The organism is Tahibacter aquaticus (assembly GCF_004363655.1).
Classification (GTDB): Bacteria; Pseudomonadota; Gammaproteobacteria; order Xanthomonadales; family Rhodanobacteraceae; genus Tahibacter; species Tahibacter aquaticus.
Map to the genome: position 1 here is coordinate 409,903 of NZ_SNZH01000004.1, position 26,979 is coordinate 436,881.

Consider the following 26,979-nt stretch of genomic DNA (forward strand, 5'->3'; position numbering starts at 1 on the left):
CGCCCGCACACTAGCTGCGATTTTGTGCGATGCGGCAGCCTGTTGGCCGCATTCCTGGGCCTAGCCGGCCCCACTACGCGTCCAAGCTTAGCTGATTGTTGCCCGCGCGGCCCCGTCATCCATGGCATTGCTAGCCCTCGGTCTCAATCACGTCACCGCCCCGCTGGACCTGCGCGAGAAAGTCGCGTTCGGTCCCGAGCAGGCCCGCGCGGCAGTCGAAGAACTGGCCGCGCAAGCTGGCATCGAGGAAGCTCTGATCCTGTCCACCTGCAACCGGACCGAACTGTATTGCTCGGTAGCCGATGGTGCCCAGATAGTGCCGGCACAGTGGCTGCACAAGCACCACCAGTTGAACCTCGGCCGGCTCGACGAGTTCCTCTACCGCCACGACAACGAAGCCGCGGTGCGGCACATGTTCCGTGTCGCCACCGGGCTGGACTCGCTGATCCTGGGCGAGCCGCAGATCCTCGGCCAGGTCAAGGACGCCTACCAGCTGGCACGCGCTGCGCGCACTCTGAAAGCGCCGATGGAACGCATGCTGCAGCACACCTTCGCCGTGGCCAAGCGCGTGCGCACCGACACGCGCATCGGCGCCAGCCCGGTGTCGGTCGCCTATACCGCCGTACGCCTGGCCGAACAGCGCTTCGCCGACCTGGCCGGCGCCTGCGTGCTGCTGATCGGCGCCGGCGAAACCATCGAACTGGCCGCACGCCACCTCAGCGATGCGAAGGTGCGCCGGCTGATCGTCGCCAACCGCACGCTGGACCACGCGCAAAGCCTGGCCCATCGCTGCGGTGGTTACGCCATCGGCCTGAACGACCTGCCCGCACACCTGGCCGAAGCCGACATCGTGATTTCCTCCACGGCCAGCCGCGAACCCGTGCTGACCCGGGCCATGGTCGAGGCCGCGCTCAAGGCACGCCGGCGCAAGCCCATGTTCCTGGTCGACATCGCCGTGCCGCGCGACATCGAAGCCGACGTGGCCAAGGTGGACGACGCCTATTTGTATACTATTGATGACCTCAGGCAGGTGATCGACGAAAACCTGCGCTCGCGGGAAGCCGCAGCACGCGAAGCCGAAGCCATCATCGACCTGCAGGTCGAGCGCTACATGGCCTGGCGCCGTGCCCTGGACCGCGGCAATCCGGTACAGGATCTGCGCCGCCAGGCCGAAACCGAGCGCGACGAAGTGCTGGCCCGCGCCACCGCCATGCTCGCCCGCGGCCGCAGCGCAGAAGAGGCGCTGGCCTTCCTCGCCAACACCCTGACCAACAAACTACTGCACGCGCCCAGCGCCAACCTGCGCGCTGCCGCGCTGCGCGGCGACGGCGAACTGATCCAGGCTGCCGCCCGCCTGTTCGACCGCGCTGCCGCCAACGACGACAAGGACGCATGAGCCCTTCCATCCGCCGCAAACTGGAACAGCTGGCCGAACGCTTCGAAGAAGTCGGCGCCCTGCTCGCCCAGCCCGATGCCGCCGCCGACAACAACCGCTTTCGCGCGCTCAACCGCGAATACGCCCAGCTCGAGCCCGTCGCCGCAGCACTGCAGGCCTTCGACACGAACGAAGCCGCCTATACCGCGGCCCAGTCCATGCTCAAAGACGCCGAGATGAAAGAGCTGGCCGAGGCCGAACTGCCGCAGCTGGCCGCGCGCCGGGAGGCACTGGAAAAAGACCTGCAGCTGCTGCTGATTCCGAAAGATCCCCGCGACGACGCCAACCTGTTCCTCGAAGTGCGCGCCGGTACCGGCGGCGACGAGGCGGCGATCTTCGCCGGCGACCTGTTCCGCATGTACAGCCGCTACGCCGAGCGCCAGCGCTGGAACGTGGAAATCATTTCGTCCAGTGCCGGCGAACACGGCGGCTACAAGGAAGTCATCGCCCGCGTCGAAGGCAAGGGCGCGTTCGCGCGGCTGAAATTCGAATCCGGCACCCACCGCGTACAGCGCGTGCCAGCAACCGAAGCGCAAGGCCGCATCCACACCTCGGCGGCCACGGTCGCCATTCTTCCCGAAATGGACGAAGTGGACGATGTGGAAATCCGCGACGCCGACGTCAAGGTCGATACCTTCCGCGCCTCCGGCGCCGGCGGCCAGCACGTCAACAAGACCGATTCGGCCATCCGCGTCACCCACCTGCCCAGCGGCATCGTGGTCGAATGCCAGGACGAACGCAGCCAGCACAAGAACCGCGCCCGCGCGTTCTCGCTGCTGAAGGCGCGCCTGCTCGACAACGAACGCTCCAAGCAGGCTGCCGAACAGGCGGAAAACCGCCGCCTGCAGGTCGGTTCCGGCGACCGCAGCCAGCGCATCCGCACCTACAACTTCCCCCAGGGCCGCATCACCGACCACCGCGTCGAAGGACTGACCCTGTACCGCCTGCCCGAAATCGTCGAAGGCGACCTGGACGACCTGATCCAGCGCCTGACCCAGGAAAACCAGGCCGATCTGCTGCAGGCGCTGACGCAGAACGGCTGATGCGGCCGCTGCGTGCGCGACAGGGCGTCAGCGCTTGCGCCCCTGCCGGAACCCGGCAACCGCGCCGAGCAAGGCCACGCCGACACCGATGTGCGGCAACCACAGCGGCCAGGGCAGCAGCAGCGCAAGGCCGCCGAACGCCGCTGCAAGCAGAAACAGCCAGGCCGCCGCGCGATTGCGCCAGAACAACAGCAGGCCGGCCAGCACCAGCAGCAGCGTGGACAGCCAGAACAGCAGCACCATCAGCGACGATAGCTGCCCTTCGTACACCATGTTCAGCATGCTTCGTATCGAAACCAGCGTAGTAACGCTCTGAAGCAGCGCGGCAGCCAGTACGACAACATCGAGTACTGCCCGCGGCGCGTTCGCCGGCGAAGCGACCGGTGCTTCGGGTGTGCGGTATGGATCGTGTTGGGTCATCGGTGTACTCCTGTCATCGCATTCCCTGGAATGGCCAACCGTATTTTGCCCCGCGCCCTCAGCGCGCCGCACGCCAGACCGGTTCGTCCAGCTGCATCTTCTTGCATAGCACGCGAAACAGCTCGGTCACGCGCGCGATGGGACGAATCGCGCGTTCCTGTACCTGCAGGCCAAGCAATTCCACCGCCAGGCGGTACTCGCCGTCGACGACCAGCTCGCTTGCCGCATCGACGTCCGGCCAGGGCAGCAGGTCGGACAGCAGCTCGATCAGCACGCCCACTTCCCATTGCAGCTGGGCATTGACGAGGTCGACTTCGGGCTCGGCATCGGTATCGCTGTCAATCTCGTTTTCAATCATGGCGGTTCCGGAAAAAACAGCATCGACCCAGCACAGCAGCGGGCTTCGCAGCAGGCTTCCTGCCCTTGGCCCACGGCAAGAAAATGCACCCCGTTTGGCGTGGAACGCTATCACAGTCGCCCGCCCGGCCGCTCGGCCGGAACCCTGTGTATGCTTTGCCCATGCTGATCCGCCCCTGCCTCGCGCTGCGTCCCTACGTCCAGTCGATCTGGGCGACGCACGGTACGACCGGCCCGCCGCAGTGGCCGCGCGAACGCGTTCTGCCCGGCGCGCAGATGCATCTGGCTTTTCGCCTCGACGGTGGCGGTGTGCGTCTATACCGCAACGCCGACGACGCGCCTGCGAGCACACTCGGCCATGCCGTCGTCGCCGGACTGCGCAGCAGCCCGTATTTCAAGGACATTTCCACACCTTCGCGTTCGGTCGGTGCCTTGCTGCAGCCCGGCGCCGCACTCGCCCTGTTCGGCTGCGGCGCCGACGAACTGAGCGAACAGCATGTGGCGTTGGACGCACTCTGGGGCAATGCCGCCGATAGCGCGTACCAGCAGCTCGCCCACGCCGCCGGCCCGGAACAACACGTTTTCCTATTGCAAAAATTCCTATTGCATCATCTGCGCCCGGTACGCGGCCTGCACCCGTCATTCGCCCGGACCCTGCAAGCCTTCCGCCACGACAGCAGCATCGCGGCCGCCGTGCAGGCCAGCGGCTGCAGCCACCGTCATTTCATTACCCAGTTCAAATCCAGCGTCGGCCTGCCGCCCAAGCGCTATGCGCGCCTGCTGCGCCTGCAGCATGTGCTGCACTGGCCGGATCGCTCGGCACCCTGGAGCGAAATCGCCCTGGCTGCCGGCTTCAGCGACCAGGCCCACCTCAACCGCGAATTCGGCCAGCTCACCGGGCTTGCGCCCCAGCAATGGCGGCGCGCACGCGCGGCGTCGCCGTTGCATCTGCGCGTGGACTGATCGCCGGGCACCGGTCAAATTTATCCAAGACAGACGCCAGAGCCACTCGCTAGGCTGCGCTCACCTTCACCGCAGGAGACCGCCATGGCCGTGCACGAACTGTTTCCCTATCTCTGTGTCGCCGACGCCGATGCGGCAATCGCCTTCTATGCCCAGGTATTCGGCGGCGAGGAAAAACTGCGCCTGGTCGAACCCGGCGGACGTATCGGTCATGCGGAAGTCGATCTCGGCGGCGGACTGCTGATGCTGTGCGAGGAATTCCCCGAGTACGACATCCGCAAACCCGACAACGCCACCGGCACCAGCGTCAGCCTGCATATCCATGTGGACAATGCGGACGACGTGATCGCCCGCGCGGTCGCCGCCGGCGCCACCGTGCTGATGCCGGCGCAGGACCATTTCTACGGCGAACGCTCCGGCACGATCCGCGATCCCTTCGGCCACCGCTGGAATATCGGCCATTCCATAGAGCAGGTCAGTGCCGAAGAAATGCAGCGCCGCTACGATACGACCGAACAAAGCGGCTGATCGCCACCACCTGTTGCCCTCCTGGCGAACTCAGGCCGGTTTGCCGCCGACCGTGCCGGCGGCGCGCTGCATCGTATACATTGGCGAAGTCGCCCGACCGCATCCGCCGACAGCCACAGGAGCCGCCCGCATGATCGATACGCCGCACATCGTCCGCAGCGACGCGCAGCAGACTGCCGTCATCCACCTGACCATCGCCCGCGAGGACATGCCAGCCTTCATCGGCGCCGCCGCGAACGAGCTGATCGGCGCGATAGCCGCCCAGGGCGCCGGCCCGACCGGTCCCATGTACTCCTATCACCTGCGCAACCCCGGCGACACCTTCGATTTCGAACTCGGCTTTCCGGTCAGCAAACCCATTGCGCCGGCCGGCCGGGTCAAGCCCGGCCAGCTGCCCTCGCTGCGCGTGGCACGCACGGTCTACCGTGGCGGCTACGAAGGCCTGGGCGCCGGCTGGGGCGAATTCATGGACTGGATCGAGGCCAACGGCCATCGCCGTGCGGAAACCCTGTGGGAGCGCTATGTCAGCGGGCCCGAGTCGGGCAACGATGCAGCGCAATGGCAGACCGAACTGAACCGGCCGCTGCTCGGCGGCGAATAAGCGGGGCGAATAAACGCGGCGAAATAGCACCGGCGAAAACCGTCGGCGTTGCGACCGCCTGGCACCGTCGTGCATCCAGCAGGAACATCCGGCGCAATTCGCTGCGCCGCCAATCTCCCTCGCCCTCACGGACACCGCGCTGCCCATGTCTATCCGCCGGTTTTTCCTGCTAGCCCTGTTCGCCTGCACCAGCACCGCCCGCGCCGCCGAAGAACAGTGGCTGCTGAACATCGATCTGTGGGGCACGCCCTACTACCAGCTGCTGCAGCTGCAAGACCAGGCCGGCGCACTCAGCGGCACGCTCGACAATGACCCGGTCGCCGGCCAGCGCAAAGGCCGCAAATTGCATTTTTCCGCCACCGATGCACAGCAGGCGCGCTACGTCTTCAACGGCGAGCAGCAGGCCGGCAGCCTGTCCGGCAAGGCCGACTTCCCCGACAGCAACCATCCCGAACGCCGCGCCGTGCACGCCTTCAGCGCACGCCGCCTGCCCGCACGTCCGCCCGGCCCGCCGCGCCATCTGAACTACCAGGCCGACAGCTATGCCAATACCTTCAGTGCCGAGCGCACACCGGTACTGACGCTGTGGCCCGGCGACAGCGTCAGCACCGCCACCATCGATTCCGGCGGCGTCGACCAGCACGGCACTACCGTCGCCCTGTTCGGCAATCCGCAGATCGGCCCGTTCTATGTCGCCGGCGCCATGCCCGGCGACACCCTGGTCGTGCGGCTCAAAAAGATTCGCCTCAACCGCGACTATGCCGACAGCCTGGACAGCATCGTGCACCGTGCGCTGGGCATCGCGCAGGCAGGCAAGGCCACCGAACTGGGCAAGCCCGTGCGCTGGAAACTCGATCGCACGCGCGGCATGGCCAGCCCTGAAAACGCCGGCGCCAGGCTCGCCGCGTTCGAGGTTCCCGTGCGCCCCATGCTCGGCGGCCTGGCCGTGGCACCGGGTTTCGGCTCGCCACCCATGTCCACCGGCGACACCGGTAGAAATGGTGGAAATATGGATTTCAACGGCGTAGTCGAAGGCACTACCGTCTACCTGCCGGTCTACCAGCCCGGCGCCCTGCTCTATCTCGGCGACGGCCATGCCCTGCAAGGCGACGGCGAAACCTCGCAGTACGCGCTGGAGACCTCGCTCGATGTGGAATTCAGCGTGGAAATTCAACGCGGCAACAGCGTCGCCATGCCGCGGGTGGAATCGCCCAGCCAACTGATGGTGCTGGGCCAGGCCGGCTCGCTCGACGAAGCCCTGCGCGCCGCCACATCCGGCCTGAGCCTGTGGCTGCAGCAGAGCTACGGCCTGAGCCTGTCCGAAGTCGCCCAGGTGCTGGGCAGCAGCGTGGAATACCGCATCGCCAACCTGGCCGGGCGCAGCGTAGGCCTGGTGGCCGCCATCGACAAGCAGCGGCTGCAGAACATCCCGTCACACGCTGCCGCACCATCGCCATGATCTTGCCGCGCGTTTAAACCCTGGACACGTACGGCGCATCCGAGCTGCCGCGCGCGGGCACTTGCGCCCGCGTTTCGTCTGCTTCCTGGGGAAAGCCATGTCACTGTTGTCCCGTCATCGCCGCCGCGGCGGCGTGCTGTTCGCCCTGCTCGCCTGCAGCCTCGCCGTCCACGCCGCCGAGGCACCCAGCGAGACACCGGAACAAGCGCTGGTACGCCTGCTCGATGCCAACCGCAGCGCCTTGAGCATAGGCGCCGACGGACTGTCCGGTCCCGGCGCCAAGAGCCTGGTCGAACGCGCGCGCCATGCCCAGTTCGTGCTGATCGGCGAAGACCACGGCTTTGCCGACGTGCCGCAGTTCGTGCTGGCGCTCAAGCAGTCGCTGGGCAAGGACGCGCCGGAAAACCTGGTGCTGGAAATCGGCCCCTATGCCGCCCAGCGCCTGACCCAGGCCGTACGCACCGACAAACTGCGCGAGCTGGCGCTGGAATATCCGGGCGCGATGCCGTTCTTCGACTGGCAGGACGACGGCAAGCTCGCCGGCGCCTGGCAGCGCGGCAATCCACGCGACGTGCTGTGGGGCCTGGACCAGGAGTTCCTCTTCGGTGCGCGCATCAGCCTGCAACGCCTGCAGCAACTGACCCAGCCCGGCAAGGCCCGCGACGCCGTAGACCGCTTGCTCGCGCGCGATGCCGCCGCCAGCAAGGAATCGCTGGACAAGCACGATGCCGGCCCGGCGCTGCTGCTCAATCTGAGCGACGCCGACATCGCCAGCCTGCGCGACGCGCTACAGGCCGCGCCCGGCAGCGAAGCGGCGCAACTGGTGGACGAACTGGACCAGAGCGCACAGATCTACCGTAGCCAGAACAGCGACGGCTACGCGTCCAACAGCCAGCGCTCCCAATTGATGAAAAAGCACTTCATGCGCTACTACCGCGCCGCCCAGCGCGCCGGCAGCGCAGTACCGCGCGCCCTGTTCCGCTTCGGCGCCTATCACATGACCCGCGGCATCACGCCGACCAACCTGTACGACATCGGCAATTTCGCCAGCGAATTCGCCGCCAGCAACGACAGCCAGTCCCTGCATATCCTGGTACTGGCCGGCGGCGGCGCCAGCAACAAGTGGATGCCCTTCGTCGCCGACACGGCACAGAAATCCGTCGCCTACGACGCCAGGAAGGAACTCGCCGAACTGGGCGCGCTGCCGTTCCTGCAGCAGTCGTTTCCGCAAGGCGCAACCGTGTTCGATGTCGACGCCCTGCGCCGCACCGGCAAGGCCCGCCGCAGCGGCGGTGAAGATTTCGCAAAACTTGTATTTGGCTACGATTTCATCGTCATCGTCGCCGAGATGAAACCCGCCAGGAACTACTGAGCGCATCCGGCCGGTGCCGGCGCCACGGCACCGACTGCTTCCTGCAAACCACGGGCCGACAGCCGCCGTCGCCAAGCGCATACCCGGCACAGCACGTAAGGCGCATCCGTAGGGCACGATGAGCGAAAGCGAATTGCGCCGTCTTCACCACGCCGCTGCGCACCTGCAGCGGCGCTTCACCCCACATGCTGCTGCAAGCCCGCGAACAAGGCATCGAACGTCACCTTGCAGTGCGGACTCTTGCGCAGATCCTCGTGCATGGTCAGCCAGGTTTCCAGCTTCAGCGAAAACGACCTGGCCAGCACGCGCACCAGGCGCGGCTCGCGCCGTGCCAGGGCTACCTGGCAGACGCCGATGCCCGCACCGGCGCGAATCAGCGCCAGCTGGGCCAGGTCGCTGTCGCAGCGGAACGCAAATGCGCGGCGCTGCCAGGCCGGCAGCGTTTTCTTCGCCGCACGCAGGAACGGCGTTTCCTCGTCATGGCCGATCAAGGCATGCCGGGGCAGATCGTCCAGGCTGCGCGGCGTGCCGCAGCGCTGCAGGTAGTGCGGATGCGCATGCAGGCCCAGCTCGACCTGGCCGACGCGCCGCGCAACCAGCAGCTCCTGCCGGGGCGCGGTCATGCGCACGGCAATATCCGCTTCGCGCCGCAGCAGATCCTGTACGCGGTTGGACACGACCAGTTCCACCGTCAGCAAGGGATGCGTGGCCTTCAGCGCCGCCAGCAGCGGCGGCAGTACCTCGCAGCCGATCACTTCGCTCGCCGTGACACGCACGGTGCCCTTGACACCGTCGCCGTGGCTTTCCGCCGCGCGCCGCAGTGCCGCGGCGCTGCTGTGCATCGCCTCGGCATGGCTGCGCAACTCCAGCGCCGCCTCGGTCGGCGCCAGGCCGCTTTGCGAACGCGTGAACAAGGTCAGGCCCAGGGATTTTTCCAGCGCAGCGATATGCCGGCCTATGGTCGGCTGGGCCACGCCCAGGTCGCGCGCCGCGCCCGACAGCGAAGCCTCGCGCAGCACGGCGAGGAACGAGCGGTACAGCTCCCAGCCAATCGGCTTATCCATACAAATCTGTATAGCTGCCATGAAGGTTTCGACAATTTCATGCTAGCACGCACAGCGGCAGAATGGCCTCACCCATCCAGCAGCGGAGATAGCCATGAACAACACCAGACTCGCCTTGGTCCTCGGCGCCAGCGGCGGCATCGGGGGCGAAGTCGCCCGCCAGCTGCGCGACCAGGGTTGGCAGGTGCGCGCCCTGCAGCGCGGCCTGGCCCAGGCCAGCCTGCAACGCGACGGCATGCAGTGGGTCCGCGGCGACGCGATGAACCGCGACGATGTGCTGCGGGCAGCGCAAGGCTGCAGCGTCATCGTGCATGCGGTAAACCCGCCCGGCTACCGGCGCTGGGCCGAACTGGTACTGCCGATGCTGGACAACAGCATCGCCGCCGCCAAGGCCGCACACGCCACCCTGCTGCTGCCCGGCACCGTCTACAACTACGGCCCCGATGCGTTTCCGCTACTGGACGAAGAATCGCCGCAACATCCGCAGACACGCAAAGGTTCCATTCGTGTAGAAATGGAACAGCGCCTGCACGCCGCCAGCGGCCACGGCTGCCGCGTGCTGATTGTCCGCGCCGGGGACTACTTTGGCCCCCACGCCGGCAACAGCTGGTTTTCCCAGGCGCTGGTCAAGCCGGGCAAGCCGGTCGCTGCAGTACAACTGCCCGGTGACGCCGGCGTCGCCCACCAATGGGCCTACCTGCCCGATGTGGCACGCAGCATGCTGGCCCTGCTGGAACGGCGCGACAGCTTGCCGGCATTCGCCCGCTTCCATCTGCAAGGCCATTGGGATGCCGACGGCCGTCAGATGGGCGAGGCCATTGCCCGTGCCGTACAACGCCACAGTGGCCGCACACCGCGCCTGCGCCGTTTTCCCTGGTGGCTGCTGGCCCTGGCCTCGCCCTTCGTCGCCACGCTGCGCGAGCTGCGCGAAATGCGCTATCTCTGGCGCCAGCCGGTGCGCCTGAGCAACCGGCGCCTGCTCGACGTACTCGGCAGCGAGCCACATACCCCGCTGGACGAAGCCGTCACCGCCACCTTGCAGGGGCTGGGATGCCTGGTGCCGTCTGCGGCGCCGGCAGCACTGCCACCGCGCGCGAGCTAGAGCCTGCAGGCTCTCCACCTTGCAGCGGCGCATGCCGACAACACCTTGCGAGCGTTGGCACAACGGACACATCGTTTCCAACGTAACCGCACCGCGCCTTGGCAGGGCGCGGACCGGCGCAGCAACGTCCCGCAACGGAAGCAACATCCGGCGCCGTCACAAATCCGACATGTCCCGCCTCTAGGCTGCGCCGCCTGGGCTCCGCATCGGCGGTGCCGGCGCCGGCCAACCCGGCAATGGAGAACCGATCATGCCGGTAGCAACCCGCTTCGTCGTACTGCTGGCGCTGGCCATCGCCTCGCTGTCTGCCCTGGCCGCACAGCCCTATGTCGACCTGGAGCAACAGCTCACGCCCGAGCAGCGCCACGCCACTGGCCTGGACACGCTGACATCGCAGCAGCTGGCATTGCTCAACCGCCTGTTGCGCGAGAAGTCCGAGTCCGTTCCGGCCGGCACGGTCGCCGATGCCGCAGGCAACGAAGCACCACCGCACCGGGAAAGCGACAGCCCGCGCGCCGTTCCCATGGACCTGGAAATCCGCACCATCAAAAGCCGCCTGCGCGGCCCGGTCAGCAGCTGGGAACCCGGCACCGAGTTCCGCCTGGAAAATGGCCAGACGTGGAAAGTGCTAAAAGGCGAAATGACCCTGCGCAAGCCGCTGGAGTCGCCGGAAGTGCTGGTCGTGCCGGGCCTGGCTGGACGCTGGTTCCTGCAGGTGGACGAGGACTATCCGAAAGCGCGGGTCTATCGCATCGATTGAGCGGGGGCTTGGCGGCTTCGCGCGCCGATGCCTGGGCGCTTTAGCTCTTTTCCCGAGGCTCGCCGAAGGAAAGAGCGCTACAAAACCGGGAAGCCCGGAGCGCGGCGCCCGTCACGGCCTCCTGCCTTCCGAATGGCTTTCCGCCCACTGCCGCCGCGTACGCCGCCGCAGATGGCCGGTATAGGCATTCAGCACAAAGTAAACAATTCCCGGCAATCCGGTCTGCAGCATGCTCGGGTTTTCCGGCAGCAGCCAGGCCAGAGCGGCCGACAGCACGGCAAACGCCGGTACCAGTGCCCAGCGCTGGATTTCGCCCCGCGTCGCCTTGCGCTCGAAGCGCGACAGCTTCAGCGTATCGCGCAGGCGCCAGGCATGGGCATAGAACAAGGCCATCACGCCACCCAGGGTGCCGAAGGCCAGCGCATAGGCATAGAACATGGCGCGCAGATCGGCCACCGTGTCCACCACGAAGCGTGTCGGCAGCACGCCAGCGCTGAGCCAGGCGAAGAATGCGCCGAACAGCATCTTCAAGGGGTAGACATACACCAGTACCAGAAACACCAGCAGCAGGCCCAGCTGGCGCGAACGCGCATCGTCCAGGCCGTATCGGCGCGACCAGGTATCGTGGCCGGACCAGAACAGCAGGATCATCAGGAAACTGGCCGCGAAGGTCGGCACGGTCTTCAGCGCGGACACCAGCTTGCCGATGCTGTCGGGTACATCAGAGCCGGCGATCACCAGCACGGTCACGGTGAACGCAAACGAAGCATCGAGGAAGGACTGGAACCGGGTGACGTCGAGGCCACGGTCGACGAAGCCGTCGGCCCCCGGCTGGGCTTCCTCGCGCAGGTTCTGCATGGTCGGCGTCGTGACTGACAGGAATCGGCAAAGCCTAGCATGCACGGCGCCGGCAGCTCAGCGTGCAACGGCATCCGGTGCGTGCCAGAGACCCTTCTGGCAGTCGGCGCAGGCTTCGCCCCAGCTCAGCGAGATGCCGCGGCCGGCGCGGATGCTCAGGAACGAAGCCCGGTCGACGCAGCCCACCGTTTCAGCGCGAGCAAGCCGTCGCGTCCCGTCGCGTAAAGCGGCTGCAGCACCGCGCCGGCAGTTTTTCGCCCGGCACCGGCTCGCCCCGATCCATCGTCTTCGCCTATTCGATGCCTTCGCGATACAACGCCTGCCGCTGCGCCGGGGCCAGACCGCGCGCCTGGCGCACGGCCGGACTGTCGTAGCCGGTATCGCACTGCGGCGTGTCGGTCGCCAAGGCGAAGAACAGGTCACAGCCGCTCAGCATCGATGCCGCCGCCCACACAACGACAACACGTGACCTGCGCATGGGGCTCCGCTAGCTGCCCTGCAACTCCAGCGAGGGCTAGCGATCGATCGCCTTCGCCGCGCACTGCTCGTCCGGCCTGCCCTTGACGCTGAGTATCGCGGCGTCGTCCTTGCTCCAGAACTCCACTCCGTCCGCGACGTATTTCGCGCCGCTGCCCGACGGCGCCAGCGTGGCATAGACCGGCTTGCCCTTGCCTATTGTCAGCACCGCCAGCGGCACCTGGGCTTCGGTATAGAAATATGCGGTAACGCTGCCGGACCTGGGACAGTCATACGGCGAGGCAGCCGGCACCAGCACCTGGCCGGCCTTGATCTGCAGCTGCGCGATGCGCGCCTCGTAGCGCGACGACGCGCAGTTCTCCGCGTGTTCCTGGCCGGCGCAGGCGTCGCGCTCGCTCAGCCATCGCTTCTGCAGCCTCTTCTCCGCGGCCCGGTCGGCGGCGGTCATTTCCTTCAGCGCAGCGGTATAGATCTGGTCCAGCTTCGCATCCAGCTTTGACAGCGCGTCGCTGTTGCAGACCATTTTCTCGACCGTGCTTCTGGCTTTTCCACAATTGAACGAAGGCGCTGCCGCCCAGGCGGAAACCGGCGCAAGCAGCACTAGCGGAACCAGCACAGATACCTTCATCGACGATCTCGGGGCAAGAGGGGCGCCGCGGCGGCGCAACAGCCTGCATCATAGCGATTGGCCGCGGCGCACGCCGCTCCCGCAGACCCCACGCGGCCGTGCAACCGTGGCAGCCGGATACGTATCCGATGGCGGCACCCGCCCCTTCCGGAGCCGCCGCATGAACCGCCTGTATCGCGTCCTCGTTCTGTTGTCGCTGCTGGCGCTGCCAGCCGTCGCGCAAGCCGCCGTTGCGCCCGATGTTGTCGCCAGCTACGCCCAGTCGCACGGCTTCAGCGGCACCGTCGTACTGCAGCAACCAGGCAAGCCGCTCTACCGGCGCAGCTTCGGCCTGGCCAGCCGCGCCTTCAAGCAGCCGAACACGCCGGATACGCGCTATCGCATCGCCTCGATCACCAAGGCATTCACCGCCGTGCTGGTGCTGCAGCTGGTCGAACAGGGCAAGCTCGATCTGCAGCAGCCGATTCGCCGCTACCTGCCCGGCTATGCCGGCAACGGCGGCGGCAAGGTGACCCTGCACCAGTTGCTCAACCACACCTCGGGCCTGCCCAACTTCGACCAGGTGAAAGACCTGGCCACGGCGCTGAGCGAAGGCGTGCCGAATTACCAGAAGCCGCGCACCAGCAGCCAGCTGATGACCGACTACTGCAGCGGCGATCTGGTGGCCGAGCCGGGCAAGGCCTTCGACTACAACAACTGCGACTACATCGTGCTGGGCAAGATCGTCGAAGCGGCCAGCGGCAAGCCGTATGCCGAGCTGCTGCGCGAGCGCATCGCGGTTCCGCTGGGCCTGAAGCACACCGGCCTGCTGCGCCAGAGCGACATCGTCGAAGGCCTGGCCGATACCTACATGTACCGCGAAGACCTGAAGTCGCTGGCCAACGACCTGCCCGTGTACGCCGAAAACTGGTTTGCCGCCGGCAGCCTGTATTCGACCGCCGACGATGTGCTGGCCTTTGCCGACGGCCTGTTCGGCGGCAAGCTGCTCAGCGCTGCCTCGCTGCAGGCCATGACCACGCCGGGCCTGGACGACTACGGTTACGGCGTCTGGTCGTACGAGATGACCATCGCGGGAAAAAAGCAGCGCATCGTCAAGCGCCCCGGCCGCATCATGGGTGCGCAGGCACAGCTGTTCCATATGCGCGATAGCGGCATCACGCTGGTGCTGCTGGCCAATACCGATGCCGTAGACCTGGACGAATTCGCTGCCGAGGTCGCGCGCCATAGCGCAGACTGAAGCAATAGAAACTTCTTTTTTTTTCTTAATTTGCACTACACCGTGCCGATGGCCGCCTGTGCCGCGGCCGCGGCGGCACCGCGCGCGCTTCGGCCTGGCGGCTTGCGTCAGGAAGCAGCCTGGCTGGCAACGACCGCAGCAAGCCGGGCAAACCACCGCTTGCGCCGCAGCCGCTGCAGCAGTCGCGCAGCAATCGCCGCGGGCGGTGCCGGCGGCCCGGCAGCGCCGCCAGCCATGCCTGACCAGAGAAACAGCGGCAGCACACGCCCGGCCGCCAGCCCCGGCCCGGCAAACCAGCCCCGCACCGCACCGGCGGCGCTACGGCCCGGCCACCTTCCCGGCCGCGCCGGCGTGAAAACCGCGTGACGAATCCGCGCCATTTATCCCTCGCCAGCTGGCCCGTCGCCACCGCGAAAAACCACGCCATCCGTGTGAACAACTCGTGCACATTTTTCACACCTGCCTTGCGCTATGCATGCAAGCCTGCCGAGGGGACAACCAGCCATGACCGTGACTCGCGACTTGCCGCGCTCCGAAACCGGTGGCACAGCCGATGCTCAGCCCGTACCGCTATCACCGTCCCTGCCCGAACTGCTACGCGTGCTGCAGGCCGTGCGCGACGGCGATTTCAGCCAGCGCCTGCCCGGCGACTGGCCCGGCCTGGAAGGCAAGCTGGCCGACACGCTCAACGAAATCATCTTCAACAACCGCCGCCTGGCGGAAGAACTGGCCCGTGTCGGCGACGTGGTCGGCAAGCGTGGCCAGACCCGCGAACGCGTCGCCGGCGCCAGCCGCCGCGGCGCCTGGGGTGCGATGGAACGCTCGGTCAACACCTTGTGCGACGACCTGGTCTGGCCGACCGAACGCATGACCCGGGCGATTTCCGCCGTGGCCCGCGGCGATCTCACCCGCATCATCGACCTGGAAGTGGAAGGCCGCCCGCTGCAGGGCGAGTTCCTGCGCTCGGCCTCCATCGTCAACACCATGATCGAGCAGATGAGCGTGTTCAGCTCGGAAGTCACCCGCGTGTCGCGCGAAGTGGGCACGGCCGGCAAGCTCGGTGGCCAGGCCCAGGTGGTCGGCGTTTCCGGCGTCTGGAAAGACCTGACCGAATCGGTCAACCAGATGGCGTCCAACCTCACCGCGCAGGTGCGCAATATTTCCGAGGTCACCATCGCCGTCGCCAGCGGCGACCTGTCGCGCAAGATCACCGTCGACGTGCGCGGCGAAATCCTCCAGCTCAAGGAGGCCATCAACACCATGGTCGACCAGCTGCGCGGCTTCGCCTCGGAAGTGACGCGCGTGGCGCGCGAAGTCGGTACCGACGGCAAGCTGGGCGGCCAGGCCATCGTGCCCGGCGTGGCCGGCACCTGGAAAGACCTGACCGACTCGGTCAACGCGATGGCGACCAACCTCACCTCGCAGGTGCGCAATATCGCCGAGGTGACCACCGCGGTCGCCCGCGGCGACCTGTCGCGCAAGATCACCGTCGACGTGAAAGGCGAAATCCTCGAACTGAAAGACACCATCAACACCATGGTCGACCAGCTCAACGGCTTTGCCGCCGAAGTCACGCGCGTGGCGCGCGAAGTCGGCACCGAGGGCAAGCTGGGCGGCCAGGCCGAAGTGAAAGGCGTGTCGGGCGTGTGGAAAGACCTGACCGACAACGTCAATTCCATGGCCTCCAACCTCACCGACCAGGTGCGCAATATCGCCGAGGTGGCGACGGCCATCGCCAGCGGCGACCTGTCGCGCAAGATCACCGTCGACGTGCGCGGCGAAATCCTCGATCTGAAGGAAACGCTGAACACGATGATCGAGCAGCTGCGCTCGTTCGCCTCGGAAGTCACCCGCGTGGCGCGCGAGGTCGGCACGGAAGGAAAGCTCGGCGGCCAGGCCCAGGTGCCCGGCGTGGCCGGCACCTGGAAAGACCTCACCGACAACGTCAACTCGATGGCCTCCAACCTCACCGCCCAGGTGCGCAACATCGCCGAGGTGACCACGGCCGTGGCGCGCGGCGACCTGTCGCGCAAGATCGCGGTCGATGTGCAGGGCGAAATCCTCGAACTGAAAAACACCATCAACACCATGGTCGACCAGTTGAACGGGTTTGCCGCCGAAGTCACCCGCGTCGCACGCGAGGTCGGCACCGAGGGCAAGCTGGGCGGCCAGGCCACCGTGCCCGGCGTGGCCGGCACCTGGAAAGACCTGACCGATTCGGTCAACGCCATGGCGACCAACCTCACCGTGCAGGTGCGCAACATCGCCGAGGTGACCACGGCCGTGGCGCGCGGCGACCTGTCGCGCAAGATCGCGGTCGATGTAAAAGGTGAAATTCTGGAATTGAAGAACACCATCAACACGATGGTGGACCAGCTCAACGGCTTCGCTGCCGAAGTCACGCGCGTGGCGCGCGAAGTCGGCACCGAAGGCAAACTCGGCGGCCAGGCCGATGTGAAAGACGTGTCCGGCGTCTGGAAAGACCTTACCGACAACGTCAACTCCATGGCCTCCAACCTCACCGGCCAGGTACGCAATATCGCCGAGGTGACCACGGCCGTGGCGCGCGGCGACCTGTCGCGCAAGATCGCGGTCGATGTGCGCGGCGAAATCCTCGAGCTGAAGAACACCATCAACACCATGGTCGACCAGCTCAACAGCTTCGCCGCCGAAGTGACCCGCGTCGCGCGCGAAGTCGGTACCGAAGGAAAACTCGGCGGCCAGGCCCAGGTGCCCGGCGTGGCCGGCACCTGGAAAGACCTCACCGACAACGTCAACTCGATGGCCTCCAACCTCACCGGCCAGGTGCGCAACATCGCCGAGGTGGCCACCGCGGTCGCCCGCGGCGACCTGTCGCGCAAGATCGCCGTGGACGTGAAAGGCGAAATCCTCGAACTGAAAGACACCATCAACACCATGGTGGACCAGCTCAACAGCTTCGCCGCCGAAGTCACCCGCGTCGCGCGCGAAGTCGGCACCGAGGGCAAGCTCGGCGGCCAGGCCGAAGTGCCCGGCGTGGCCGGCACCTGGAAAGACCTGACCGACAACGTCAACGTGATGGCCGCCAACCTGACCAACCAGGTGCGCGGCATCGTGAAAGTGGTCACCGCCGTGGCCAACGGCGATCTGCGCCAGAAGCTCACCGTGGAAGCCAAGGGCGAAGTCGCCGCGCTGGCCGACACCATCAACAGCATGACCAACACCCTGGCTATCTTCGCCGACCAGGTCACCACGGTCGCGCGCGAAGTCGGCGTGGAAGGCCGCCTCGGCGGCCAGGCCGCCGTGCCCGGCGCGGCCGGCACCTGGAAAGACCTCACCGCCAACGTCAACCTGCTCGCCGCCAACCTCACCACCCAGGTGCGCGCGATCGCCGAAGTGGCCACCTCGGTCACGCAGGGCAACCTCACCCGCTCCATCCAGGTCGATGCGCGCGGCGAAGTGGCCGAGCTGAAAGACAACATCAACGCCATGATCGGCAACCTGCGCGCCACCACCGAGCGCAATACCGAACAGGACTGGCTGAAGACCAACCTCGCGCGCTACTCCGGCATGATGCAGGGCCAGCGCGACCTGCTCACCGTCGCGCGCACCCTGCTGTCGGAACTCGCGCCGCTGGTGGAAGCCCAGCAGGGCGTGATGTACATCATGGAGGACGCGCCGGAAGGCCCGTTCCTGCAGCAGATCTACGGCTATGCCGACCGCGGCACGCACCAGGCGCCGCGGCGCTTCCGCCTCGGCGAAAGCCTCATCGGCCAGTGCGCCGAACTGCGCCGGCGCCTGCTGCTGACCGACATCCCCAGCGAGCAGATCGCCATCAGCAGCGGCCTGCTGGAAGCCGCGCCGCGCAGCGTGATCGTCATTCCGGTGCTGTTCGAAGACCAGGTCAAGGCCGTGATCGAACTGGCCAGCCTGGGCGAGTTCACGCCCTCGCACCTGGCCTTCCTGGAACAGCTCACCGGCAGTATCGGCATCGTGCTGAACACCATCGAGGCCACCATGCGCACCGAAGGCCTGCTGGCGCAGTCGCAGCAGCTGGCCGGCGAACTGCAGGCGCAGCAGAAGGAACTGCAGCAGACCAACGAAGAACTCGGCCTCAAGGCCAAGCTGCTGGCGCAGCAGAACGCCGAGGTGGAACGCAAGAACCGCGAAATCGAACAGGCCCGCCGCGCGCTGGAGGAAAAGGCCGCGGAACTCGCCCTCACCTCGCGCTACAAGTCGGAATTCCTCGCCAACATGTCGCACGAGCTGCGCACGCCGCTCAACAGCATCCTCATCCTCGGCCAGCAGCTGGCCGACAACGTACCCGGCAACCTGTCGCCCAAGCAAGTTGAATTCGCCACCACCATCCACGGCGCCGGCACCGACCTGCTCAACCTGATCAGCGACATTCTGGATTTGTCCAAGATCGAGTCCGGCACCGTGACGGTAGAAGTGGAAGAACTCGGCTTCGTGCAGCTGCGCGACATGGTCGAGCGCAACTTCGCCCACGAGGCCGAGCGGCGCCGGCTCAGCTTCGTCACCCGCGTAGACCCGGCCCTGGGCCCGCTCATCACCACCGATCCCAAGCGCCTGCTGCAGGTGCTGAAAAACCTGCTGTCCAACGCCTTCAAATTCACCGACCAGGGCGTGATCACCTTCGCCGCCGGCGTGGCCAATGCAGGCTGGACACCGGAACACCGCGTGCTCGCCCATGCGCCCGCCGTGGTGGCGTTCTCGGTCACCGATTCGGGCATCGGCATTCCGCTGGAAAAGCAGCGCATCATCTTCGAAGCCTTCCAGCAGGCGGATGCCGGCACTTCGCGCAAATACGGCGGCACCGGCCTGGGCCTGGCCATCAGCCGCGAACTGGCCAACCTGCTCGGCGGCGAAATCCGCCTGAGCAGCACGGTCGGCGTCGGCAGCACCTTCACCCTGTACCTGCCCGTGCAATATGCCGGCGCGGCCACCGGCGACAGCGGCCGCAGCCAGCTCGCCGCCCCCAGCCTGCCGTCGCTGCCCAGCCCGCGCGCCGAGGAAGTCGCCGACGACCGCGCCGCACTGGAACCGGGCGAACCGGTACTGCTGATCGTCGAGGACGATCCGCACTACGCCAAGGTGATGCTCGACCTGGCGCGCGAACACGGCTTCAAGGGCATCGTCGCGATGCGCGGCACCGAGGCCATCACGCTGGCGCGCAAACACGCACCGACAGCGATTTCCCTCGACATCTTCCTGCCCGACATGCTCGGCTGGACCGTGCTGAGCCGGCTCAAGCAGGATTCCAGCACGCGCCATATCCCGGTGCAGGTCGTCACCATCGAGGACGAACGCCAGCAGGGCCTGGAACGCGGCGCGTTCTCCTTCATCAACAAGCCGGTGACCACCGAAGGGCTGAAGGCCGCACTGGAGAAGATCAAGCTGTTTTCCGCGCCACGGCCCAAGCGCCTGCTGGTGATCGAAGACAACGACGCCGAGCGCATGAGCATCGTCGAGCTGATCGCCCACGACGACGTGGAAATCGTCAGCGTCGACAACGGCACCGCGGCACTCGCAGCGATGCGGCAGCAGAACTTCGACTGCGTCGTGCTGGACCTGCGCCTGCCCGACATGACCGGCTTCGAACTGCTGGCCCGGGTCCACGCCGACCGCAGCCTGGCCGACGTGCCCATCGTGGTCTTCACCGGCAAGGAGCTCAGCGACGCGGAAAGTCAGCTGCTGAAAAAAGCCGCCAAGAGCGTCGTCATCAAGGGCGTGCAGTCGCCCGAGCGCCTGTTCGACGAAACCGCGCTGTTCCTGCACCGCGTCATCGCCGACCTGCCGCCGAACAAGCGGCGCATGCTGGAACACCTGCACGACACCGACGAAGTGCTGATGGGCAAGCGCGTCCTCGTCGTCGACGACGACGTGCGCAACATCTTCGCCCTGTCCAGCGTACTGGAGCGCCACGGCCTGCAGGTGGTCACCGCGTCCACCGGCCAGGAGGCCATTGCGCGGCTGCAGAACGCCGGCAATATTGCCCTGGTGCTGATGGACATCATGATGCCCGAGATGGATGGCTACGAAACCACGCGGGCGATCCGCGAAGATGCGCAATTCCGCAGCCTGCCCATCGTTGCGCTGACCGCCAAGGCGATGAAGGGCGACCGCGAAAAATGCCTGGAAGCCGGCGCTTCCGACTACCTGGCCAAGCCCGTCAATACCGACCAGCTATTGTCGGTACTGCGCCAGTGGCTGCACCGCTGATGCCACACACCACGCCACCCGAGCAGGGCAAGGTCAACATCCTGCTGGTCGACGACCAGCCTTCGCGCCTGCTCAGCTACGAAGCCGTGCTGGCCCAGCTCGGCGAAAACCTGATCACGGCGCACTCCGGCGAAGACGCGCTGAAACGGCTGATGGAAGCCGAATACGCCGTCATCCTGCTCGACGTGAGCATGCCCGGCATGGACGGCTTCGAAACCGCCGAGCTGATTCACCAGCACCCGCGCTTCGAAACCACGCCGATCATCTTCGTCACCGGCGTCCACGTCGGCGACCTCGATCGCCTGCAGGGCTACCGCCTGGGCGCGATCGACTACGTGCAGGTACCGCTGCAGCCCGACATCCTGCGCAGCAAGGTCGCCGTGCTGGTCGAGCTGTACCGCAAGCGCCGCGCCCTGGCCGGCGCCAATGCCAGCCTGGTCAAGGTCAACCACGCGCTGCAGACCGAGCGCGCACTGGAACTCGAAGCGCTGTCGCAGACCCTGGCCCTGGCCAACGCAGATCTGTCTGCCGCCAATGCGCGGCTGGAAGCCGAAGTCATCGAACGCCGCCGCGCCGAGGAACAGGCACGCCATCTGGCGGAAAAACTGCGCGAAGCCGACAAACGCAAAGATGAATTCCTCGCCACCCTCGCCCACGAACTGCGCAACCCGCTGGCGCCCATCCGCAGCGCGCTGAGCCTGATGCAGAGCGACAAGCCGGCCAACGGCGAGTCCTCCTCGCTGGACGTGATCGACCGCCAGCTGCGCCAGCTGGTACGCCTGGTCGACGACCTGCTCGACGTGTCGCGCATCACCCACGGCCGCATCGAACTGCGCCGCCAGCTCACCCCGCTGGCCCCGCTGCTGGCTACGGCGGTGGAGATGACCACGCCGCATATCGAATCCAATGCGCATCGCCTGCACCTGGCCATTCCGCCGGAAACCCTGCTCGTCGACGGCGACCCGCAGCGCCTGACCCAGGTATTCGGCAATCTTTTGAACAATGCCTGCAAATACACATTGACTGGCGGCCGCATCGACCTCGGCGTCGCCGTCGACGGCGGCCAGGTCGTGGTATCCGTGCGCGACAGCGGCATCGGCATACCGCCCGAACGCCTGCGCGACGTGTTCGACCTGTTCGTGCAGGTCGACACCTCGCTGGAGCGCTCCCAGGGCGGCCTGGGCATAGGCCTCACCCTGGTGCGGCGCCTGATCGAGATGCACGGCGGCAGCGTACGCGCCCACAGCGACGGCGTGGGCCTGGGCTCGCGCTTCGAAGTGCGCCTGCCGCTGGCCGCCGTACTGCCGGCCAGCGCCGAGCCCGTGGCCGCGCCGGTGGCCGCGCAGCAAACCGCCGGCCGGCGCGTACTCATCGTCGACGACAACCACGATGCGGCCAACATGCTGGCCCAGCTGCTGGGCATGTCCGGCCACGACGTGCGCACCGTCTACGACCCGCAGCTGGCGCTGGCGGAAATTCTCGCCTTCGCCCCGGACATCGCCTTCCTCGACGTGGGCATGCCCAAGCTCAACGGCCTGGAACTGGCCACGATGATCCGCGCCAGCGAAGGTGGCCAGCACGTCGTACTGATCGCACTGACCGGCTGGGGCCAGGAAGACGACCGCCGCCGATCACGCGAGGCGGGCTTCGACCGGCATCTGGTCAAACCGGCCGATCCGTTCGAGATCGAGAAGATTTGCCGGGAAGTGGTGCGGAGGTAGCGAGTTCCGCAGTTCGCAAGTCGGAGGCAACACCGAAGTTCAAACAGCTGCAGCGGCCTGGGTGCGCGCCGCAGCCCATCTTTGTCCCTCTCCTCCCAGCAAAGCCTGGGGGAGGTTAGGTGAGGGGGCAGGAACACCAGCAAGGCCCAGCACCGCGCCTTTCGCCGCACCGCAGCGAGTCTGAACGACTGACCCGCGCGCGCCCCATGCCGGCTCTGTTTCCACTTTCCTTGCCTGTCGCACCGGCATCGCTCTACCAGGCCCGGTCTCGCTGCGCGCACAAGCCCGGCAGCAGATGGCGGATGGATTCGCCATGACCGATTGTCAAACCATCGTCGCGAAATCCAGCGTTCCCGGCTGTCGCCAATGCCATTCGTATACCGGTTCCCGCACTTCACTCCTGTTTCCTGTTCGCTCATCCCATCGCCGTTGACCCGTCGACCAGCGGATTGGCCTACTCGTCCTGCGTCGACGACGCGGGAGTTGTCGGAGCGAGGACAAGGAAAGCCGCAACGGTATTCCGTCCGAGCCGGCAGCGCTCTTTTCGGACAATCCACCCAGGAGATAAAATAGTGAAAAATACCACACGCTCCATAATGTATTTCTGTGCTGCCTTGCTGGCGGGGCTTTCTTCGAATGCGGCCTTCGCAGCACAATGTGTCGGCGAACGACATGCCATGGAAGGTGCAGACCACCATATGCAGGCCATCTGCTACGCAGATCCCTACGAAGGGCAGTTGCAGGACTGCTCCTTCGCGTTTGGCGTCTACTCGGTGCTCGCCAATCAGTACGAACAGTGCATCGCCCGCGATCACGGCAATGTTGGCTAGTCGCGCCGACACAACAGGTACCGATCTGCAGCCCAGCCAGGTGGCTACGTCGGTGCACGGCGGGCCGTCTTGCTGAACTGGTCGCGTGAGCGCTGTCGCAGCAGCCACCTTTTCGGCAACCGCACAGCCTTGCGCGTACCGGATGATTCGATCGCCCGTTGCCAGATTCCGCTGCCGCATCCCGCGTCCCTGTTCGACGTGGGATGCGGTCGCCGGGTACAACACGGCACCGCTGCGCGGGCCGCCGCCCTTTCATCCATCAGGTCACTATGAACCCCACCGCCGTCGCTCACCCCATCGCCTTTGTTCTGGGCGGCATGGTGCTAGTCTGGTTTTTCCTGATCCATATCCTGCTCAAGCGACTGGAGAGGAAACACCCCGACACCTACGAGAGCATGGGAAAACCCAGCCTGTTTCTGCACAACACCCCCAGAACGGCGAATGCTACGCTCAGGTTCATTGCGCTACGTCAGCATCGTCCGCTGGGCGATGCGACGCTGAGCCGCTTGTCCGATGGAATGATGATCTACTTCGCGCTGCAGATCGCCGTTGTCGTCTGGACCGTCGTCAATGGCGTGCTGCCCCTGGCCTGACACCGCCTTCAGACTTCGCATCGATGTCGTCATGCGGCAGTAGCCGCTCGAGTCCGTGCGCCTACGGACAACCGGTGTTTCCCTGGGCATCGCCGCAGGTTGTGCTCCGGACCAGCGACTGGGCGTAGACATGATTCGCCAGAACACCGGGCGAAATGTTCGTATTTATATACTTTGTTGCGGCGAAGCCGATCAGCGGCAGCCCACGCAGGCGCACGCCGTTGAGGTCCGGCCGCAGCAGGCGCGGAGCGCCTGCCGTGTTGCGCGCAAAGCTGAGCTGCACCGTGCCGGCCTCGAAACCCGGTTGCGGATTCCACACGCGGACACCACGCGGCGAACCGAGCACCGGCGTCCTGCCGCTGGCCGGCGCTGGTCCGAAATAGACCACGTCGGTGACGCCGCAGAGCGAGAATTCCGGCAACACGCGGGACGGGCTTTCGCCGGTTTCGGGCGGCACGTCTGGCCGCAACGATACCGGGCTACCTTCCGTATCCCAGGCATTGGCATCGAATTGCGCACAGGAGGCCGCATAGACCGTGCCGCCGAACAGCTGCTCGTACGGCGGCACCGCGGGCTCTGGCGTCGTCCAGCTACTCCAGCCCAGGTACAGCGTATCGGCGTGATACGGCTTCGACGGCGCTGTCAGCACCCATTCGGTGAAGCTGCCCGTTTCCGGTTCGTGCAGGACTTCACCGGCGACAGCATCGGTTGCCAGCACGGCGGACACGGCGTCGATCGCGCGGAAGGGATCCCGCAGTGAAAACAGCAGCTCGCGCCAGCTGCCATCGAGCAGCACAGAGGCCTTGACCGGCTGCTCAGGGCCGCTGTTGCCCAGGCGCAGATAGTTCTGAACGATGTCGGTTTGCGAATACAGCGGACTCCGCGAGAAATCGTCGATGGCCGTGGCGCTGCCGCCCAGCAGCGTGCCGGCCGCAACATCGACGATAGCGAAGTCGCCGGACAGGCCGCCGCCAGGCCGCAGCAGGTTCGGATTGATCGGATCCACATCGCGCACGAGGGGACAATTGCGCGGACCGTTGCTGTCGACCGCGTCGGCCAGCGGTCCGGCCAACTCAGCCAGTTCGAACACCTGCACATAGCCTTCGTGCGTGCGCGATGGCAGCGTCGGCCCCGTGTCGGCCATGTCGTTGTCGAAATAGAAGGTCATCAGGTCTGCGGACCAGCCGCCGTCCGGCTGCATCGTCCATTCCGGCTTGTCCGGCGCGGTACAGCTGGTATCGCGCGTGCGCAACTGCGCCGGCACGGACTCGCCGACAGAAACGACAGAACCGGTCCAGCTGTCGTACGGACCGAGAAACAGCGCGAAATCCAGCGTATCGCGGCCGTTATACGACTCACGCAACTGCACCCTCAACGACTTCGCGCGCGGCGTACCGTTGTGCAGCCGCAGGATGGTGCTCTGGCCGTTATGCACCGTGTAATACGGAAACAGCAGCAGCTGGCCGGTTCCCTGCGAATTGACGAACATGGCCGAAGCAGGCATCGACGCAGCGGACAGCGCCAGCAGCCCGGCGAGCGAGGAAATTTTCATTGCGCATTCCCTGACAGATTCTGTCGGTGGAGACGCCTTTTGCGGTCGTTCCCCCCAAGAGCGCGCACGCCGGTATACGCCGCGTCGCCCGTTCGCTATCCATCGCCTGAATCGCACCACCCGCAGCACGTGGCCGTTGCAGCCACTGCCGGGGCGAGAAAAAACGCCGCCAGTCTGCGTCTGCTCCGCGGGAGGCCAGTCGGGAAATCAGCCGTCCAGCATCGGCCATCGCCGCGTCTGCCGGGTGTATACACCGCTGCCTTTCCGAACTCACTCAGGTGACGGCGAATGTCTTCGACTGACAACGATCTTTCCGGTTGCCCGCCCGGTTTCAGAATAGGCAATCGCTGCGCCGACATCATCGAACGGATAGATCCGGTCGATGACCGGGCGGATAACACTTGCATCGATGAGCGCCGCAATTTCGGCCAGTTGCATTCCACTCGGCCGCATGAGCATGAAGCGATAGCGGCACTGGCGCTGTTTGGCCAGACGGCGGACCCGCCAGCTCATGGCGCGTATCGCGAGCCGCACGTAGAAGGGCAGAGGCCAGTCGCGCGTCATTTCAATGTCGGGAGGGCCGGCAACGGACACGACGATTCCCCCTCGCTGCAGAACATCGAATGACCTGATCAACGCGTCTCCGCCCAAGGTATCCAAGACCATGTCATAGCCGTTGATAATTTGTGCAAAGTTCTGGCTTCTGTAGTCGATGACTTCGTCCGCACCCAACGACCGCACCAGTTCATGCTTTGCCGCGCTCGCCGTAGTCGCGACATAGGCACCCAGATGTTTGGCCAGTTGCACGGCAAACGTTCCGACCCCACCCGCCCCCGCATGAATAAGCACTTTTTGACCCGGCTTGAGGTTGGCAAGATCGATCATGGCTTGTCGCGACGTGAGCCCGACCAACGGAATGGACGCCGCTTCCTCGAACGTGAGGCTTTTTGGCTTCAGTGCAACTTCGTCCTCATGTACGGCAATTCGCTCTGCGAACGATCCGATCCGCTGCCGGTTCGGTCGCGCAAAGACCTCATTGCCGACAGAAAAGCCGCGCACGTCGCAACCTGTCGCGATGACGACACCGGCCAGGTCGGTACCCATCACCAGCGGAAACCTGTAGTCGAGCAGGCGTCGCAATTCCCCTCGGCGCACCCGGATGTCGATAGGGTTCACACTGGCGGCCCGGATATCGACCAACACGTCGCGTGGGCCGACCACCGGCTCCGCAACGTCGCCAAACTCAAGAACCTGCTGCCCACCGTAGGAACGAATGAACCACGCTTCCAATGCCGACTCCTTCCAAACGCGTAACGTCAGGCCCGATTATGCCGCCAGATCCCGCGGGGGTTCCGCCGCAAAAAAGTGCGCCGGAGTTGCGAAGCCGTTGTCTCGCCATCGGATTGTGGTTCGTCCCGATCACGCCAAACGACAGGACCGTTGCCGGTCTCCAAAGCCGACTCAGGGGCCAATCTGCCCCTATGGACTTGGGGTGTCGCTCCCTGCCGGGCGCGACTCGGCCGCGCAACGAATATCGATTGCCAGGGATATAAACATCCAGAAAAATCATTTGCCGCCCATTCGACAAGTCGACGCCTTGTAGCAGGTGAAACCCCGCCGCAGCGAGCCCCGGCCTGGACCGGTTTTCGGCGCCGCGCTTCAGCGGATTTCGCCCAGGATGCACAACAGCTACCCCAAGTGTCGGTTTTCAGCCGCTTTTCGCGTTTTGCCCAATTGCCAGCTCTCGCGAGCCAATT

The 26,979-nt window shown here is 65.9% G+C and carries 22 protein-coding genes; 14 read left to right on the forward strand and 8 right to left on the reverse strand.

Annotated features, from left to right (window positions below):
• Positions 1-121 precede the first annotated feature (121 nt).
• Entirely contained in the window at positions 122-1,396 is a 1,275-nt protein-coding gene (hemA, locus tag DFR29_RS09255) for a glutamyl-tRNA reductase (protein WP_133818291.1), read from the forward strand.
• Positions 1,393-2,478 carry a peptide chain release factor 1 gene (prfA, locus tag DFR29_RS09260; protein WP_133818292.1) on the forward strand — a complete coding sequence of 362 codons (1,086 nt, stop codon included), beginning with the start codon at positions 1,393-1,395 and terminating at the stop codon, positions 2,476-2,478. Before hemA ends, prfA begins: the two co-directional genes overlap by 4 nt.
• A gap of 27 nt (positions 2,479-2,505) precedes the next feature.
• Here the strand turns inward: prfA and DFR29_RS09265 are convergent, their stop codons facing one another.
• Positions 2,506-2,898: a hypothetical protein gene (locus tag DFR29_RS09265; protein ID WP_133818293.1), complete on the reverse strand. Its 393-nt coding sequence runs from the start codon at positions 2,896-2,898 to the stop codon at positions 2,506-2,508.
• Positions 2,899-2,956: 58 nt separating this feature from the next.
• Positions 2,957-3,256, reverse strand: a complete 300-nt coding sequence (locus tag DFR29_RS09270; RefSeq protein WP_133818294.1) for a hypothetical protein — start codon at positions 3,254-3,256, stop codon at positions 2,957-2,959.
• Positions 3,257-3,417: 161 nt separating this feature from the next.
• Here DFR29_RS09270 and DFR29_RS09275 point away from each other — a divergent pair, with 161 nt between their 5' ends.
• The 5 genes from DFR29_RS09275 (at position 3,418) to DFR29_RS09295 (ending at position 8,178) form a co-directional block, all read left to right on the forward strand.
• Positions 3,418-4,218: a helix-turn-helix domain-containing protein gene (locus DFR29_RS09275; protein ID WP_166653978.1), complete on the forward strand. Its 801-nt coding sequence runs from the start codon at positions 3,418-3,420 to the stop codon at positions 4,216-4,218.
• A gap of 84 nt (positions 4,219-4,302) precedes the next feature.
• A complete protein-coding gene (locus tag DFR29_RS09280; RefSeq protein ID WP_133818296.1) occupies positions 4,303-4,746 on the forward strand; it encodes a VOC family protein in 444 nt (147 codons plus the stop codon).
• Between the two features lie 130 nt (positions 4,747-4,876).
• On the forward strand, positions 4,877-5,347 hold the full coding sequence (locus tag DFR29_RS09285) for a GyrI-like domain-containing protein (protein ID WP_133818297.1): 471 nt from the start codon (positions 4,877-4,879) through the stop codon (positions 5,345-5,347).
• Positions 5,348-5,492: 145 nt separating this feature from the next.
• Positions 5,493-6,806: an acetamidase/formamidase family protein gene (locus DFR29_RS09290; RefSeq protein WP_133818298.1), complete on the forward strand. Its 1,314-nt coding sequence runs from the start codon at positions 5,493-5,495 to the stop codon at positions 6,804-6,806.
• A 97-nt stretch (positions 6,807-6,903) separates the two neighbouring features.
• Positions 6,904-8,178 carry a hypothetical protein gene (locus tag DFR29_RS09295; protein ID WP_133818299.1) on the forward strand — a complete coding sequence of 425 codons (1,275 nt, stop codon included), beginning with the start codon at positions 6,904-6,906 and terminating at the stop codon, positions 8,176-8,178.
• A gap of 176 nt (positions 8,179-8,354) precedes the next feature.
• Here the strand turns inward: DFR29_RS09295 and DFR29_RS09300 are convergent, their stop codons facing one another.
• A complete protein-coding gene (locus tag DFR29_RS09300) occupies positions 8,355-9,242 on the reverse strand; it encodes a LysR family transcriptional regulator (RefSeq protein WP_133818300.1) in 888 nt (295 codons plus the stop codon).
• A gap of 94 nt (positions 9,243-9,336) precedes the next feature.
• Here DFR29_RS09300 and DFR29_RS09305 point away from each other — a divergent pair, with 94 nt between their 5' ends.
• A complete protein-coding gene (locus tag DFR29_RS09305) occupies positions 9,337-10,344 on the forward strand; it encodes an SDR family oxidoreductase (RefSeq protein ID WP_133818301.1) in 1,008 nt (335 codons plus the stop codon).
• 250 nt (positions 10,345-10,594) lie between these two features.
• Positions 10,595-11,104 carry a hypothetical protein gene (locus DFR29_RS29980; protein WP_243745998.1) on the forward strand — a complete coding sequence of 170 codons (510 nt, stop codon included), beginning with the start codon at positions 10,595-10,597 and terminating at the stop codon, positions 11,102-11,104.
• Between the two features lie 111 nt (positions 11,105-11,215).
• On the opposite strand, the gene DFR29_RS09315 is transcribed toward DFR29_RS29980, so the two are convergent.
• From DFR29_RS09315 to DFR29_RS09325, 3 genes are all read right to left on the reverse strand, one after another.
• Positions 11,216-11,962 (reverse strand): TMEM175 family protein, encoded by a 747-nt coding sequence (locus DFR29_RS09315; RefSeq protein WP_133818302.1) that lies wholly within the window; start codon positions 11,960-11,962, stop codon positions 11,216-11,218.
• A gap of 292 nt (positions 11,963-12,254) precedes the next feature.
• Positions 12,255-12,440 (reverse strand): hypothetical protein, encoded by a 186-nt coding sequence (locus DFR29_RS09320; protein WP_133818303.1) that lies wholly within the window; start codon positions 12,438-12,440, stop codon positions 12,255-12,257.
• A gap of 36 nt (positions 12,441-12,476) precedes the next feature.
• Positions 12,477-13,067: an MliC family protein gene (locus tag DFR29_RS09325; RefSeq protein WP_133818304.1), complete on the reverse strand. Its 591-nt coding sequence runs from the start codon at positions 13,065-13,067 to the stop codon at positions 12,477-12,479.
• A gap of 160 nt (positions 13,068-13,227) precedes the next feature.
• Here DFR29_RS09325 and DFR29_RS09330 point away from each other — a divergent pair, with 160 nt between their 5' ends.
• The 5 genes from DFR29_RS09330 (at position 13,228) to DFR29_RS09355 (ending at position 23,670) form a co-directional block, all read left to right on the forward strand.
• Positions 13,228-14,304, forward strand: coding sequence for a serine hydrolase domain-containing protein (locus DFR29_RS09330; protein ID WP_133818305.1), 1,077 nt, complete (start codon positions 13,228-13,230; stop codon positions 14,302-14,304).
• Between the two features lie 504 nt (positions 14,305-14,808).
• Positions 14,809-20,526 (forward strand): HAMP domain-containing protein, encoded by a 5,718-nt coding sequence (locus tag DFR29_RS09340; RefSeq protein WP_133818307.1) that lies wholly within the window; start codon positions 14,809-14,811, stop codon positions 20,524-20,526.
• Complete coding sequence (locus tag DFR29_RS09345) at positions 20,511-22,247, forward strand: response regulator (RefSeq protein WP_208113547.1); 1,737 nt, start codon at positions 20,511-20,513, stop codon at positions 22,245-22,247. Before DFR29_RS09340 ends, DFR29_RS09345 begins: the two co-directional genes overlap by 16 nt.
• A 572-nt stretch (positions 22,248-22,819) precedes the next feature.
• Positions 22,820-23,077, forward strand: a complete 258-nt coding sequence (locus DFR29_RS09350; protein WP_133818308.1) for a hypothetical protein — start codon at positions 22,820-22,822, stop codon at positions 23,075-23,077.
• A gap of 269 nt (positions 23,078-23,346) precedes the next feature.
• Entirely contained in the window at positions 23,347-23,670 is a 324-nt protein-coding gene (locus DFR29_RS09355; RefSeq protein WP_133818309.1) for a hypothetical protein, read from the forward strand.
• Between the two features lie 61 nt (positions 23,671-23,731).
• Here DFR29_RS09355 and DFR29_RS09360 read toward each other — a convergent pair whose 3' ends face one another.
• Together DFR29_RS09360 and DFR29_RS09365 are read right to left on the reverse strand one after the other, a co-directional pair.
• The gene (locus tag DFR29_RS09360) at positions 23,732-25,222 is read right to left on the reverse strand and encodes a hypothetical protein (RefSeq protein WP_133818310.1); all 1,491 of its coding nucleotides are present in this window, start codon (positions 25,220-25,222) and stop codon (positions 23,732-23,734) included.
• Between the two features lie 270 nt (positions 25,223-25,492).
• Positions 25,493-26,512, reverse strand: coding sequence for an NADP-dependent oxidoreductase (locus DFR29_RS09365; RefSeq protein WP_133818311.1), 1,020 nt, complete (start codon positions 26,510-26,512; stop codon positions 25,493-25,495).
• Between the last annotated feature and the right edge of the window lie 467 nt (positions 26,513-26,979).

Coding starts and splice junctions, on each gene's coding strand:
- hemA (WP_133818291.1), top strand. CDS start 122: ATGGCATTGCTAGCCCTCGGTCTCAATCACGTCACCGCCCCGCTGGAC.
- prfA (WP_133818292.1), top strand. CDS start 1,393: ATGAGCCCTTCCATCCGCCGCAAACTGGAACAGCTGGCCGAACGCTTC.
- DFR29_RS09265 (WP_133818293.1), bottom strand. CDS start 2,898: ATGACCCAACACGATCCATACCGCACACCCGAAGCACCGGTCGCTTCG.
- DFR29_RS09270 (WP_133818294.1), bottom strand. CDS start 3,256: ATGATTGAAAACGAGATTGACAGCGATACCGATGCCGAGCCCGAAGTC.
- DFR29_RS09275 (WP_166653978.1), top strand. CDS start 3,418: ATGCTGATCCGCCCCTGCCTCGCGCTGCGTCCCTACGTCCAGTCGATC.
- DFR29_RS09280 (WP_133818296.1), top strand. CDS start 4,303: ATGGCCGTGCACGAACTGTTTCCCTATCTCTGTGTCGCCGACGCCGAT.
- DFR29_RS09285 (WP_133818297.1), top strand. CDS start 4,877: ATGATCGATACGCCGCACATCGTCCGCAGCGACGCGCAGCAGACTGCC.
- DFR29_RS09290 (WP_133818298.1), top strand. CDS start 5,493: ATGTCTATCCGCCGGTTTTTCCTGCTAGCCCTGTTCGCCTGCACCAGC.
- DFR29_RS09295 (WP_133818299.1), top strand. CDS start 6,904: ATGTCACTGTTGTCCCGTCATCGCCGCCGCGGCGGCGTGCTGTTCGCC.
- DFR29_RS09300 (WP_133818300.1), bottom strand. CDS start 9,242: ATGGATAAGCCGATTGGCTGGGAGCTGTACCGCTCGTTCCTCGCCGTG.
- DFR29_RS09305 (WP_133818301.1), top strand. CDS start 9,337: ATGAACAACACCAGACTCGCCTTGGTCCTCGGCGCCAGCGGCGGCATC.
- DFR29_RS29980 (WP_243745998.1), top strand. CDS start 10,595: ATGCCGGTAGCAACCCGCTTCGTCGTACTGCTGGCGCTGGCCATCGCC.
- DFR29_RS09315 (WP_133818302.1), bottom strand. CDS start 11,962: ATGCAGAACCTGCGCGAGGAAGCCCAGCCGGGGGCCGACGGCTTCGTC.
- DFR29_RS09320 (WP_133818303.1), bottom strand. CDS start 12,440: ATGCGCAGGTCACGTGTTGTCGTTGTGTGGGCGGCGGCATCGATGCTG.
- DFR29_RS09325 (WP_133818304.1), bottom strand. CDS start 13,067: ATGAAGGTATCTGTGCTGGTTCCGCTAGTGCTGCTTGCGCCGGTTTCC.
- DFR29_RS09330 (WP_133818305.1), top strand. CDS start 13,228: ATGAACCGCCTGTATCGCGTCCTCGTTCTGTTGTCGCTGCTGGCGCTG.
- DFR29_RS09340 (WP_133818307.1), top strand. CDS start 14,809: ATGACCGTGACTCGCGACTTGCCGCGCTCCGAAACCGGTGGCACAGCC.
- DFR29_RS09355 (WP_133818309.1), top strand. CDS start 23,347: ATGAACCCCACCGCCGTCGCTCACCCCATCGCCTTTGTTCTGGGCGGC.
- DFR29_RS09360 (WP_133818310.1), bottom strand. CDS start 25,222: ATGAAAATTTCCTCGCTCGCCGGGCTGCTGGCGCTGTCCGCTGCGTCG.